Source organism: Mycobacterium sp. NGS62, from assembly GCF_059812285.1.
In genome coordinates, this window is sequence record NZ_JCALCK010000005.1 from 127,368 (window position 1) to 140,984 (window position 13,617).

13 protein-coding genes are annotated in these 13,617 nt (G+C 65.9%); 2 read left to right on the forward strand and 11 right to left on the reverse strand.

The window, feature by feature from the left end; genetic code table 11:
- Positions 1-2: 2 nt before the first annotated feature.
- From AC5Y49_RS14940 to AC5Y49_RS14955, 4 genes are read right to left on the reverse strand one after another with little or no spacing between them, the layout of a single operon-like run.
- The gene (locus AC5Y49_RS14940) at positions 3-650 is read right to left on the reverse strand and encodes an SRPBCC family protein (protein ID WP_499888245.1); all 648 of its coding nucleotides are present in this window, start codon (positions 648-650) and stop codon (positions 3-5) included.
- Entirely contained in the window at positions 631-2,355 is a 1,725-nt protein-coding gene (locus AC5Y49_RS14945) for a thiamine pyrophosphate-binding protein (RefSeq protein ID WP_499888246.1), read from the reverse strand. The genes AC5Y49_RS14940 and AC5Y49_RS14945 overlap by 20 nt, the downstream gene beginning before the upstream one ends.
- A gap of 46 nt (positions 2,356-2,401) precedes the next feature.
- Positions 2,402-3,487 (reverse strand): methyltransferase, encoded by a 1,086-nt coding sequence (locus AC5Y49_RS14950; RefSeq protein WP_499888248.1) that lies wholly within the window; start codon positions 3,485-3,487, stop codon positions 2,402-2,404.
- Positions 3,488-3,491: 4 nt separating this feature from the next.
- Complete coding sequence (locus AC5Y49_RS14955) at positions 3,492-4,688, reverse strand: FAD-dependent oxidoreductase (RefSeq protein ID WP_499888249.1); 1,197 nt, start codon at positions 4,686-4,688, stop codon at positions 3,492-3,494.
- Positions 4,689-4,822: 134 nt separating this feature from the next.
- Between AC5Y49_RS14955 and AC5Y49_RS14960 the strand changes: the two genes are divergently transcribed.
- Both AC5Y49_RS14960 and AC5Y49_RS14965 read left to right on the forward strand, forming a co-directional pair.
- Entirely contained in the window at positions 4,823-5,995 is a 1,173-nt protein-coding gene (locus AC5Y49_RS14960; RefSeq protein WP_499888251.1) for a flavin-containing monooxygenase, read from the forward strand.
- A 33-nt stretch (positions 5,996-6,028) separates the two neighbouring features.
- Positions 6,029-7,330, forward strand: a complete 1,302-nt coding sequence (locus AC5Y49_RS14965; protein ID WP_499888810.1) for an FAD-binding oxidoreductase — start codon at positions 6,029-6,031, stop codon at positions 7,328-7,330.
- A 10-nt stretch (positions 7,331-7,340) separates the two neighbouring features.
- Here the strand turns inward: AC5Y49_RS14965 and AC5Y49_RS14970 are convergent, their stop codons facing one another.
- The 7 genes from AC5Y49_RS14970 to secY form a co-directional block, all read right to left on the reverse strand.
- Complete coding sequence (locus AC5Y49_RS14970; protein ID WP_499888254.1) at positions 7,341-8,084, reverse strand: anti-sigma factor family protein; 744 nt, start codon at positions 8,082-8,084, stop codon at positions 7,341-7,343.
- Positions 8,081-8,575: a sigma-70 family RNA polymerase sigma factor gene (locus tag AC5Y49_RS14975; protein WP_499888811.1), complete on the reverse strand. Its 495-nt coding sequence runs from the start codon at positions 8,573-8,575 to the stop codon at positions 8,081-8,083. The genes AC5Y49_RS14970 and AC5Y49_RS14975 overlap by 4 nt, the downstream gene beginning before the upstream one ends.
- Positions 8,576-8,703: 128 nt before the next feature.
- On the reverse strand, positions 8,704-10,305 hold the full coding sequence (locus AC5Y49_RS14980) for a carotenoid oxygenase family protein (protein WP_499888255.1): 1,602 nt from the start codon (positions 10,303-10,305) through the stop codon (positions 8,704-8,706).
- Positions 10,302-10,793, reverse strand: coding sequence for a sigma-70 family RNA polymerase sigma factor (locus tag AC5Y49_RS14985; RefSeq protein ID WP_499888257.1), 492 nt, complete (start codon positions 10,791-10,793; stop codon positions 10,302-10,304). The genes AC5Y49_RS14980 and AC5Y49_RS14985 overlap by 4 nt, the downstream gene beginning before the upstream one ends.
- Before the next feature lie 67 nt (positions 10,794-10,860).
- Positions 10,861-11,661 (reverse strand): type I methionyl aminopeptidase, encoded by an 801-nt coding sequence (gene map / locus AC5Y49_RS14990; RefSeq protein WP_499888813.1) that lies wholly within the window; start codon positions 11,659-11,661, stop codon positions 10,861-10,863.
- Complete coding sequence (locus AC5Y49_RS14995) at positions 11,658-12,209, reverse strand: adenylate kinase (protein WP_499888259.1); 552 nt, start codon at positions 12,207-12,209, stop codon at positions 11,658-11,660. The genes map and AC5Y49_RS14995 overlap by 4 nt, the downstream gene beginning before the upstream one ends.
- The gene (gene secY, locus AC5Y49_RS15000) at positions 12,206-13,531 is read right to left on the reverse strand and encodes a preprotein translocase subunit SecY (protein WP_499888261.1); all 1,326 of its coding nucleotides are present in this window, start codon (positions 13,529-13,531) and stop codon (positions 12,206-12,208) included. Before secY ends, AC5Y49_RS14995 begins: the two co-directional genes overlap by 4 nt.
- Between the last annotated feature and the right edge of the window lie 86 nt (positions 13,532-13,617).

Here is a 13,617-nt window from a genome sequence, read left to right on the forward strand (position 1 = left end):
GCTCATCTCATCCAGGCCGGAATGACCGGGAGGCCACTGCGGTGACGGTATTCGGCGATCGTCTTGAGGTTGTTCAACTCCAGGCCATGGCCGGCGCCGAACAAGTCCCAGAAGTCGCCCACCCAGCCCGTGCGGCCTGGCGGGACAGTTTCCGGATGTGGGTTGTGGTCATAGAACGGATGTCGGCAATTGGTCCACAGCACAACCGATCCCGGCTTGTCGAGCACCACCTGCGCGTCCAGCACCCGCATCAGATAGATCATCCACAGGTGCCTGCCCTGGTCCCAGGCGCAGTGGTAGTCGACGGTACGGGCATCGGCGTTGGCCACGGTTCGGGTGTAGATCTTGGTGTCCGGCAGTAACCGGTCGTAGGCCTGCCAGAGCCCAGGCTCATCAGTCGGAGTGAAGTCGCGCAGGGTATAGGTCCACTCCTCGAGACTTCGGGTGTCGGCCAACCAGGCGAACAGCTCGTCGGGAGGGCAGTCGACGTAGTCATTGACCGTGCAGTACTGACCGAAGACCTCGTCGTGCGGATACACCGACCGCATCTTCGCCATGAAGATCGGGGCGGTCTGCTCCAACGGCGCGGTCTCGATGCGCACCACTCCCTCGATGGGTTCGGCAATATCATCAAGCGCTGACAGCGACATGGGTGCGGCTCTCCTTCGTGGTTGAATGCAGCTGAGCCGCCGACAAACTGGTCGTCGGCCGAGCCAGAAATGGCGCGAACGGCGGGATTTCGTCGGCTGCGCACTCGACGCTGACCACCGATGGCCCGTCGACATCGAGTGCCGTGCTCATCGCCGACGAGAACGCGTCGACGGCGGTGACGTCGACGGATATCAGTCCGGGAAACATCGCCGCCAGGCCAGCCCCGAGATTGCTTGGCGCAAATCGGTTGTAGCTGTATCGATCGTCATAGAACAACTGCTCGCGGGTCACGCACATGGCGTGGGCGTTGTTGTTGCATAACACGAACGTCACCGGAAGCCGGTATTGCACCGCGGTGTGTATCTCGGTGCCGTGCATGAAGAAAGCCCCGTCCCCGGCGACGACCACGACCCGCCGGCCACGGGCGAATGCCATGCCGATGCCGGCGCCGAAGCTGTAGCCCATGCCGCCCATACCAAGCGCGACAATGAATCGGCCTTCGCGCCGCGTCGGCAGATAGTGGATCGCGGCCGCGCCGGTGTTGCCGGCATCGACGACGATGTCCACCCCGTCGGGCAGCGCCCGGTCGAGCGCGATCATCGCATCGCGGTAGCGCACCCCCGGCCCGTCGAACGAAGGCGGGCAAAGTTCCTTGTGCAACACCGCATCAGGTACCCGGATACCGATCGGCCGCGCACGCCCGGTCAACGCGCTGGTCAACAGTCGCAACGATGCCCGCAGATCGTCGGTGTGCACGTGGGTGCAGGCAAAGTACGGCGGCGCGGACCCGATCGACACCGTGCGCACTCCGGCCAGCGCATCGTCGAGCCCGGCGCGCGCGGTCACCGGCAGCCGCGTACCCACTACCAGGCACAGCGCGCTGCGGGCGACCGCCTCCGCGACCCCGGGATGACCCATCACACCAGTGACTCCGAGCGCCGACGACGACCCGAAACCCGGTGTCCCCGCGACATCCTTGGCATCGGGCACACACGCCACCCGCGCGCGCAGCACCGCCCGCAGCGCCGCCAGTTCGCTTCGCGCGTCGTCGCGGGCCACCTGCTCACCGGCGATGATCGTGACCGGCCCGATCGCCTGGTGCACTGCCCGCACGATCGGATGCGGATCGCCAATGGAACGCGGCCGTTCAAGATCACAGCGGTGGCCGTTGATGCCGATCGTGTCTTGCTGAATGTCTTTGGGCAGCAACAGTACCGCCGGCCCACCCGTGCGCGCTGCCGCCAGTGCCGCCGGCAACGCGGCAACGATGTCGCCGGGTGTCAGTACCCTTCGGCAGAACAGCGACACCGACGAAAACAACCGCTCGGCATCCAGCGAGGCATTGCGGCCGCTCGTGTCCTGGAAGCTGCCCTGCCCGTCCATCGCCGTGGCCGGCTGACCCACCAATGCCAGCACCGGAACCCGGCTGGTCAGCGATTCCCCAAGTCCGGGAACGAGGTTGAGCGCACCACCGCCCGAAGTTGCCGCCACCACCCCCAAGCCGGCCCCGCTGCGGCTGTACCCATCTGCCATCGTCGCCGCCGAGAACTCATGCTTCGCCAGCACCGCCGTGATGTCCGACCGAAAATATGCGGCGTCGTAAAGGTCTTCGATGTTGGCGCCATCCACGCCGAAGATGTGGGTGACTCCGATGGCCGCGAGCTGCCCGACGAGGTAATCGACCACCCGGTACGTGCTAGGCATATCTGATAGACGACTCGCGGACGCTTTGAGTTCATCGCTTCGCCGTTCAGGCGGGTACGGCCTCCACCACGGACAGTGGTGAGGCGGTTTGCACCACCCTGGTCGACCGCCACCCGGCCTGGCCGAGTAGGTCTCGATACTCGACCGCGGTGCGTTCGCGGGCGCCCAGATTCAGCAGCATCTCCAGGTCTACCCACTTTCCTGGGAAATCACGGTCGTGGTCAGGGATCACCAGTTCGATCAGCAGTACCGTGGCCCGGTGCCCGGCCGCCGCGCGAACGTTGCGCAGGATCTGCACCGCCTTCTCGTCGGGCCAATCGTGGATGATGTTTTTGAGCACGTACGCGTCAGCTCCGCCCGGAACGTCGTCAAAAAACGACCCCGCCACGATCTGCACCCGCCCGGCGACATCGCGCTCACGCAACAGCTCCTCGGCACCCGCGACGACACCGGGCAGGTCGTAAAGAACGCCCCGCGACGCCGGCGCCGCCGCCAGGATGGCGGCCAGCAGCGGCCCCTGCCCGCCGCCAACGTCGACGATCGTGGGGAAGGCACCGAAGTCGTAAGCGGCGACGACGGGTGCGTCCGTAAGCTGCGAAACGCTCGTCATGGTCTGGTTGAAGAGTTCGGCGTGCTCGTGGTGCTCGGCGAAGTAGTCGAAGCTCTGCTTGCCGTGCAGGGCCGGGACAACCGCGTTGCCGGTTCGGATCGAGTCCAATAACAGCGTCCATCGTTCGCGCTGCTCGGTCGAGCCGTAGAACCGCGCCGCCCACACCATCGACACCGCCGCGTCGGAACACAGCGTCGCCGCAAGCGCATTCAGCTCATAGCGGCCGTCGCGCCGGCGCCGGAAGATGCCCCGGCCGATCAACGCCCGCAACAGCCGACGCAGCGCGTCCGCGTCTGCGCCCACTCGGGCGGCCAGTTCGTCGATCGGCAGCGGCCCATCGGCCAGCTCATCGGCGACACCGAGTTGGGCCGCCACCGTGATCGCCTGCGATGCCCAGGTCGCGATGATCATCTCCATCATCGCTGCCGGGGCAGGTGTCAGCCGTTGATGTACCCGATACAGGTGGTGGCGGAGCCATTCGACGGCGCGAGCCAACCCGGCGGGCGGTGCCGTCACGGACATCACATCACCTCGACAGTTCGACGCTCAGGTTGGCGGCCGCGACTTCTCTGCTGATCTGCGCGGCCATGCGGCGGTGGCTTGCCCAACCCAGAAACGTCGTCAGCGCCCACGTCATAAACCGGTCGGAGATCAACGCCGCCGGCCGCAGCATCGGCTCGCTGCGAGACACCTGCTGCGTGGTCACCCAGGACACGGCCTTGACCTTCGGTCGCCTGGTGTTCTCATACCAGCGCAAGGCGGCGCACAGATCGCCGCTCCCGAAATCCGAGATGGCCTTGCACAACACCATGGTGTCGAGCAGCGCCTGATTGGTTCCCTGCGCCAAGGTGGGCGGCATCGTGTGTGCGGCGTCGCCGAGCAACGTCACTGCGCCGTCACCGCGGCGGGGAATCGGGTGTCGATAATGCGGAAACGGGGACGGGGCGAGGTCCGCATCGGTCAGTGTCTCCAGGACGCGGTCGACCAAATCAGACCACCCACTGAAGTGCGAGCGGATTTCCTCGATCGGACGACCCGGTCGGACGAAGCCAGGCGACCACGGCAGGTCGAACCACCACTGCAGATCGCACCCCCCGGCCGGCCACAGTCCGAGGTTGCCGTGTTCGCCGATCATCATCAGCGCGGCGTGGTTGTCGGGTATGTCGGTGAGGGTGACCAGCCCCTGCCAGCTGCACCACCCGGTGGATGTCGCGTGCGGCGCGCCCAGGGTCTTTCGAACCATCGAGTGCAAGCCGTCGGCGCCGATCACCACATCTGCTTCGGCACGGCCGCCGTCGTCGAATTCGACCACCGCTCCGCCAGCTGTCCTGACCACGGCGACCGCGCGAGCGTCACACCGGATGCGTTCGGCCGGAAACCCTTTCAGCAGCCGTTCCAGCAGCACCCGGCGTGGCACCATCCGGACGGGTGCCCCGAGCCGGTCCTCGATCGCGGTCAAGTCCAAAGTCGCCAAGGGGCGACCAGTGGATGTCAACACCCGCACCACCGACAACAGCTGACCGGTGCCGTCCATATCGACGCCCAGCTGACGCAGCACCGTCGCGCCATTGGACCAGATGGTCACTGCGCCACCACCGGCCGTCAGCTGCGGCCGCCGCTCGAAGAGCGTGACATCATGCCCGTCGCGCAACAATCCGCGGGCGATGGAAACGCCGGCCACACCGCCACCGACAACCACAACGCGAAGCGGTTCGCCCGTCAACACACACCTCCTACTGCCAACACGCTTGACGGCGACAAGAAGTTCAATCAGCGCCGGCGGTCAGTGGCCGTGCACCGGTGAACCGCACGCGGATCTAGACCGTGTTACCGCAGGGGGCCCGTGAATAGGGGGTCATGCGCCAGTTGTTCACTACTCAGGACGTCGTTGTCATCGGTGCGGGGCCAGCAGGCCTCGCCGTCGCTCGTGAGCTTGGTCATCGGCATCGGATCGAGGCTCTCGTCATCGACCGCGCGACGACGCCTGCGGCGTCCTGGCACGCGCGCTACGACAACTTCCGCCTCAACACGAACGGCTACTTGTCACATCTTCCCGGGCAACGGATCCCGCTGGGCGCAGGTCGTTGGCCGACGAAGGACAACATGGTCCGCTACTTCGACCGATACGTGCGAACACAAAACATCACGCCGGTGCTCGGGTGTGCGGTCAACCGTATCGACCGGACTCCAGACGGTTGGCTGCTCGATACATCACGGGGCGAAACCCGGTCAGCCGCCGCCGTTCTCGCCACTGGCCGGTACTGCACACCTACGGTTCCGCCGTGGCCGGGCGTCGCGGGCTTCACCGGCGAACTCGTTCACTCAGCCGACTTCCGCAACGCGCGCCCGTACCGGGGGCGCGATGTCCTGGTAGTCGGCGCCGGCAACTCGGCCGCCGACATCGCCGTCCAGCTCGCCCGCGGCGGCGCCGGCAAAATCTGGCTTGCCGTACGAACCCCGCCGCACCTGGTGCGCCGTTCGATCGGCGGTCTGCCGTCAGATGTCTTTCTGGAACTGTTTGCTCCGGTCCCGGCGCGCATGATCGATCCGCTGATCACACGCCTCAACCGCTTACTGTTTGGTGACCTGTCGGGCTACGGATTCCACCAACCCCCGCTTGGGCTGAAGGCGACGGTCGAGCTGTCCGGGCGCATCCCCACCCTGGCCGACGAGCTGGTCGATGTCGTGCGCGCCGGGCGCGTTGCGGTGGTAGCTGCGGTGCAGCGAATTGCAACGGGTGACGTGATTCTCGCGGACGGTACGTCGCTGTCGCCGGACGTAATCATCGCCGCCACTGGGTTTTCCACCGACCTCGAGCCGTTGGTCGGTCACCTGGGGGTCCTGGACGGGCGGGGCGATCCGCGTGGCGGGTTCGCCTGCCACCTTGGTGACGGATTGTTCGCCATCGGGTATGGCATTCCGCCCAGCGGCCCGCTGCGGGCGATCCGTCGCGGCGCCACGCCGCTCGCCGGCGAGGTCGCGGCCTACCTCAGCAGCCGCGCTGAACATTGCGTTGCCGCAGCTCGGTGAAAGGAAACACGGGTGCAGATCTTCTTGCGCGGTATGGACGGATATGAACCAGCCCGCCGCGGCTCCGTATGGAACGGCTTAGTGCCGGAACGCTTTCCCGATGCGATCGTGCTGGCCAATGACAGCGACGACGTGGTCGAAGCGATCCGCTATGCGCGTGCCAACGGCCACCAGGTCGGCGTATGTTCGGGCGGGCGCAGCTGGACGGCCAGTCATTTGCGCGACGGCGGCCTGCTGCTGAATGTCAGTCGCCTCGATCACTGCATCGTCGACACGGATGCGATGGTCGCGCGCGTCGGACCCGGCAAGGCCGCGAGCGACTTCGCGCTCGAGCTCGACGCCGTGGGGCTTTTCTTCCCGGCCGGACATTGCGAAGGCATCGGCCTCGGTGGCTTTCTGCTGCAAGGCGGCTACGGCTGGAACAGCAAGGTGGTCGGACCGGCATGTGAGAGCGTGCTCGGGTTGGAGGTGGTCACCGCCGACGGCGAGCAGATCCATTGCGATCCCGAGCACCACCCGGACCTGTACTGGGCCGCCCGCGGCTCGGGGCCAGGCTTTTTCGGCGTGGTCACCTCCTTCAGCTTGCGCATTCACCGGCGGCCGCCGGTTTGGGGCACCTGCCTGTACATGTATCCCATCGATGTTGCCGACGAGGTGTTCACCTGGGGACGCTCGGTCTGTGCCGAGCTCGACGACCGCGTCGAACTGCAAATGATCACCTGCCGCAGTTTCCCGGGCACCGGCCTCAATCACCCCGGCATCACCATCGCCGCGCCGGTGTTTGCCGATTCGGAGGACGAGGCGATGAAAGCCCTTGCGCCGCTGGGCAGCTGCCCGGTCGCCGATCGGTCGATCGTCAACCTGCCGTATGCGCCCACAACCTTGGCCAATTGGTATGCCGCGGTGATGACCAATTGCCCAGCGGGCCACCGCTATATCGCGGACAGCATGTTCACTTCGGCGTCCGCCGAAGAGCTGCTACCGGGTATCCGCAAGATCATCGAAACGATGCCACCGCACCCGTCGCAGTTCGTCTTCGCGGGATGGCAGCCGTCCCCCGATCGTGCGGACATGGTCTACGGCCTGGAGGACGAGATCTACCTCGCGCTCTACACCGCCTGGCCGGATCCGGCCGACGACGAACGCTACGGCGACTGGGCGAGTTCCAACATGGCGGCGATGTCGCACTTGGCCACCGGCATCGCACTCGCCGACGAGAACCTCGCGCGGCGACCGGCGAAATTCATCGCCGACGCGAACCTGGCGCGGCTGGATCAGGTGCGCTCGATCTACGACCCGGATAACCGATTCCACAGCTGGATGGGCGGCCGGTAGCCGCCGGAATTCACAGCGCGCGCTGCAGCAGCACCTGGCCGTTGTCGGCAGACACCACCTGCACTGCGGCGATCTGGTCAACCGATGTCGAGATGCTGCCGGCCGGCGTCGCAGTATGCCCGGGCTCGGCCACCCAGGTGGCCAACTGGGTGCGGCTGCCGTCGCGACCCACCACGACCATCGCCAGCCTGTCGTGGCGGGCATTCACCGGTGCCAGGCAGACACACTGCAGATCGATGAAGGTTCCCCAGCGCTCGCTGCTGACCGACACCGTCGAGGTCAGCGCGGTCGTCCCAACCTGCGCCATCGGCAGCGCCGACACGCTGGCCTGCGGTGGCAAGGATGTCGGGGAATGACCCGCGACCCCAACAAAAACCCCGATCGCCAGCACGACCGCGGCGGCAGCCGCAGCGGCCGAGGTCATCACGTGCGAACGGCGCCGCCGCCAGCGAACCGCGGCCAATAGCGATGTCAGGACTTCCGGTCGCAGCTGCGGCGTCTCCGGTGCATCGTCATCCGAGGCGATCGCGGCCATTTGATCGCCATCGAGTTGCGACAACAACGCGGGTATGCCGCCCAATTCACCGACGGCTTCGCGACATGACGGGCAGCCGCTGATGTGCGCCTCGAACTCGCGCCGGTCGGCGGCCGATAGTGCCCCCAGGACGTAGGCCGCGTCCCACATCGCGTACTCATGGCTGCCGTAGCCGGGTGATCCGTCGCCGGGCGCTCCCGGCGGTTGTAGCGCCGTCATCGTGTCACCCCCAACTCTTGCAGTGTGAGCCGCAGCGCTCGAACGGCGTAGTGCAGCCGCGACTTCACGGTCCCTTCGGCAATCTCCAGCTCTGCGGCGATCTGCGCGGTGGTCCAACCCTTGTAATACGACCGGTAAATCACCGCGCGGTGCTCCGGCGACAACTGCGCCATCGCGTCAGCGATCAGCATCCGGTCCAACGCCGCGGTCACGTCATCCGGGCCTGCCCGCTCGGGAGCCGTGTCCAACGAGCCAACTTCCTTGCGGAACCGGGCGCTTCGGCTCTCATCGATAATCATGTTGCGAGCGACCGTGAACAGCCACGCACGCGCCGACCGGTGAGTGCCGTCGGTGTCGTCTAACACCTCGGGATGCTGCCAGGCCCGCAACAGCGTCTCCTGAACAACGTCTTCGGCTCGGTTCCGGTCGCTGGACAACCGCAGCGCGTATCGCCACAACGCCGCCGCGTGCTCGTCGTAAAGGGCCTTCATCAAGGCGGCTTCGGGTGCCGATCTGCCAGCAATATCGGGCACTCGATCACCTCCCAAACCCTCTGATAACGACACGTGTCAGGCTGCGCTTCGGTTCACTTCAAGGCGCGGATGTCGCAACGCGCCGCTCAGGCGGGCAGCCAGTTGCCGTGGAAGCCGTGCGGGACCCTGCGCGGCAGCTGTATGCGCGCAGCGGGTTCGCCGTCGAAGTCGGAAGCATCGATGATGACCAGGTCGCTGCTGTCGCGTATCGGGTCATACACGTACGTCAGGTACCAGCCGGCCGATTCGTCAGTGTGGTCGGTGGCCGGTGCGAACACCGCCTCGCTGGGTGCACCAAGCTGGCCGTCGGCGGCAAACCGGTGTTCGGAGGCACTGTCACGTTCGAGGTCATAGCGCACCAGGGCGCCGCCGCCGACCGCGACCGAGTAGCGAGCGGCCGCACCGACCAGCCGGTCGTCGACGCGCGGGAACTCGACCCCGCGGTCGTCGAGCTGGGTCGCCGCGACGGACCCGGTGTCCAGATCAAGAGACCAGCGCCACAATGCCGCATCGATTCCGAATTCGCTAGTGTCGCGCCACATTTCGGGGTAGCGGACAACCTCCAGCACAATTGTGTTGGCGCTGTCGTACGCATTCGCGATGTGGAACACGTAGCACGGCTCAATCTCGAACCAGCACATCGGACCGTAGGGATCGTCCCGGCGCAGCACGCCGAGCCGAGCCGGGTGGTTGTCGTCCCACCGGTAGGGCAGGTCCAATTCGTCCTGTTGGGCGAGCGCCAGGCGCGGGTCGAACACCAGCGGCAGGTCCATGAACACGACGTGCTCAGCGGTCAGTGCGAAGTCGTGCATCAGGGTCAGCGCGGGAACGTCGATGGGGCGGTTGACAACCAGCTGACCGTCGGCATCCGCGCGGTGATAGGTGACATGCGGCTCCAGGATGTTGCCGGATCCGAAGAAGTGCAGTTCGCCGGTGACGGGGCAGATCTTGGGGTGGGCGGTCATCGAATCGGCCAACTTGCCGCCGAAGTCGTAGGCACCCAACGTTTTGAGATCGTTGCTGATCTCGTACGGTAACGAGAATTCCATCAGCGCAAGCGTTTTGCCGGCATGGCGAACAACATGGGTGTTGGCGACGCTCGAGTGCAGGTTCCGAGAGCCGTCGGGGTTGTACAGCGGGAGGGGATTTTCGAAACTCTCGGTGCGCAGCCAACGGTTGCGGTACCACGCTGCCCGACCGTTTTCCAGCCGAACACCGTGCACCATCCCGTCCCCGACACACCAGTGGCCGACGTCCACCCGCGGGTTCGGACCGTTGCGCAGATACCAGCCGTCCAACCCAGGCGGAATGGCTCCCTCGACCGGCAGATCGAAGGCGGTCAGCTCGTCATGTACCGGGGCGTAGTTGCCGGCGCGAAAGACCGGAAAGACCGTTTCTGGCGGCACCCCGTGATCTGGGACGGCTTGCAACCGTCGCTCCGGCGTCGTCAGCGCCGCGGGCAGCGGCGGGATATCCCACCGGACATCGCCCGTCTCGATCGCGAGTACCTCGTTGCCGTCGAGCAGTGATAGCAGACCGGGCATGCCGGACAATTCGGCGACGGCTTCCCGGCATGATGGGCAACTGCCCATGTGCCGCTCGAACTCCTGCCGGTCGGCGCCGGACAGTGAGCCCAGCGCATATGCGGCGTCCCAGGTGGAGTATTCGGCGCAGTCGAAGGCGGTCATTGCGCCACCCCCATTTCTAGCAGGGCTTGTCGCAGGGTTCGCAGAGCATGGTGAAGCCGCAATTTCACGGTACCCTCGGCAATCCCGAGATCGTCGGCGATTTCTCCGGTGGTCAACCCCTGGTAGTACGAGCGACGAAGCACTGCCCGATGCTCCATGGGCAATTCCGCCATCGCGTCGCCGACCAGCATGCGGTCCAGCGCCGGGTTGCGCGCCGGTTGCAGCGCCCCCGAGCCGTCCGATGGCATCAGCCCGGCGTTGTGCCGGTCGTCGCCGACCATGTTTCGGGCCTGGCTGAACAGCCAGGCACGCGCCGACCGCTCGGCGTCGTCGAGAACCCCGGGATGCTGCTGCGCGCGTGACAGGGCCTCGTCCACGACGTCTTGAGCGCGGGTCTGGTCACCGGTCAGCCGGAACGCGTAGCGCCACAAAGCCGCGGCGTGCTCCGCATAGGGCAGCCGCACCGGGCCGGTTTCCGGAGTGTCCATCGACAACCTTCCGGTGGTGACACGAGTGCGGACCTTATTCGGTTCACACCCGGTGCACCGGTCCCGGTTAGCCGAGGGTCAGGATGCGGGGCCCGTCCTCGGTGACCGCGACCGTGTGCTCCCAGTGTGCAGCACGCGAGCCGTCGGCGGTAGTGACCGTCCACTCGTCGTCGAGCACCTTGGTTTTGCGGGTCCCCAGTGTGAGCATCGGCTCGATGGCCAGTACCGATCCGACAGCCAGCAGCGGTCCGCGTCCCGGGGCGCCTTCGTTGGGCAGGAAGGGGTCCATGTGCATCTGCCGGCCGATGCCGTGACCGCCGTAGCCCTCGACGATGCCGAAGGCGCGGCCGTAACGGGCTTCGGCGGCGCGGGTGGCGCTCTCGATGGCGTGCGAGACGTCGGTGAGCCGATTGCCGGCAACCATGGACGCGATTCCGGCCTGCATCGACTCCCTGGTCGCCTGGGACAGCAATTCGTCGGCGGGGATGAGCTGCCCGACCCCGAAGGTGATCGCCGCGTCGCCGTGCCAACCGTCCAGGATGGCGCCGCAGTCGATGGACACCAGGTCGCCGGCGGCCAGGGTCTCGGTGGCGGATGGGATGCCGTGTACCACTCGATCGTTGACCGACGAGCAGATCGATGCCGGGTACCCGTGATAGCCCAGAAACGACGGTGTGGCGCCGGCGTCGCGGATCACTGATTCGGCGATCTCGTCGAGGTTCAGCGTCGACACCCCGGGTGCGGCGGCCTTCCGCACTGCGCCCAGCGCGACAGCCACGACGGCGCCCGCGGCGGCCATCGCGTCGAGTTCACCGGAGCTGCGCTGCGGCACGACCTTGCGACTTCGCAGTCCGCCGATCACGGTTATTTGCCCAGCGCCTGCAAAGCTCGGGCGAACACTTCGTCGACAGTGCCGACGGCGTCGACGGTTTTCAGTTCGTGCTCATGCTGGTAGTACTTCAGCAAGGGCGCCGTCTCGTCGCGGTAGACCTTCATCCGGTTATGAATGATTTCCTCGGTGTCGTCGGCGCGGCCGCGCCCCTCGAGGCGCTCGAGCAGCACCTCTTCGGACACCCGGAATTCCAGCACCGCATCGAGCGGGGCTCCTCGCCGTTCGAGCATCTCGTGCAGCGCCCTGGCCTGCTCCACCGAACGGGGGTAGCCGTCCAAGATGAACCCGGAGGCCGCGTCGGGCTGGTCGATCCGGTCTTCGACCAGCGCGTTGGCCAGCTCAGAGGGCACCAAGTCGCCGGCGTCGAGGTAGCGCTTGGCTTCCAAGCCGAGTTTGGTGCCCGCGCTGATATTGCCGCGGAACAGGTCGCCGGTGGAGATCTGCGGAACCCCGAATTTGTCGGCCAGCTTGACGGCCTGGGTGCCCTTGCCCGCCCCGGGCGGTCCGAGCAAAACCACTCTCACTTCAGGAACCCTTCGTAGTTGCGCTGCATGAGCTGGCTCTCGATCTGTTTGACGGTGTCCAAACCGACGCCGATCATGATCAAAACCGCGGTGCCGCCGAACGGCAGGTTCTGTACCTGTCCGGTATTGCCGATCTCCAGGAACAGGTTCGGCAGCACCGAGATCACACCGAGGTAGATCGAACCCGGCAGTGTGATGCGGCTCAGCACAAAGCGCAGGTAGTCAGCGGTCGGCCGGCCGGGTCGGATACCGGGAATGAAGCCGCCGAACTTCTTCATCTCGTCGGCACGTTCGTCGGGGTTGAAGGTGATCGACACGTAGAAGTAGGTGAAGAAGATGATCAGCCCGAAGTAGATGGCGATGTAGACCGGGCTGGCCGGGTCGGTGAGGTAGTTGCCGACGAACTTGTCCCACCAACTGTTTCCCGCGCCGCCGGTGCCGCTGCGGATCAGCTGGGTGATCAGATGCGGGATGTAGATCAGCGACGACGCGAAGATGACCGGGATAACGCCGGCCTGGTTGACCTTGAGCGGCAGATACGTCGACGTGCCGCCGTACATCCGCCGGCCCACCATGCGTTTGGCGTATTGCACCGGGATACGGCGCTGGCCCTGCTCGACGAACACGACGCCGACGATGATGATCAGCGCGGCCACGCACACCGCCGTGAAGATCACCCCGCCGCGGCTGTCCAGGATCGATTTGCCCTCGGCCGGAATCCGGGCGGCGATACCGACGAAGATCAGCAGCGACATCCCGTTGCCGATACCGCGTTCGGTGATCACCTCGCCCATCCACATCACCAACGCCGCGCCGCCGGTCATCACCAGCACGATGACGACCAGGGTGAAAATGCTCTGGTCGTCGATGATGTCCAGGCTGCAGCCCTGCAGCAGCCCGCCATTGGCGGCGAGCGCCACGATGCTGGTGGCCTGCAGGATGGCCAACGCGATCGCCAGGTAGCGGGTGTACTGCGTCATCTTGGCCTGGCCGGACTGGCCTTCCTTGCGCAGTTCCTCAAACCGCGGGATGACCACCGTGAGCAGCTGCACGATGATGCTCGCGGTGATGTAGGGCATCACCCCGACTGCGAACACCGTCAACTGCAACAGCGCGCCGCCGGAGAACAGGTTGATCAGCGAGTAGATTTGTGCGGCTTCCCCGCCGCTGACCTGGGCAATGCACTTCTGCACGTTCGGGTAGTTCACGCCGGGCGACGGCAGCGACGCGCCGACCCGGTAGAGAATGATGACGCCGATCGTGAACAGGATCTTCCGTCTCAGATCGACTGTTCGCAGCGATGAGATGAAAGCCGAAAGCACTCTTCCTCCTGCGCAGCCGGGCTCTGGTCGCGGCATGCCAATGGGCTGGTCTGGCCAGCAACGGGTTGTCCTGTATTACGCGCCGA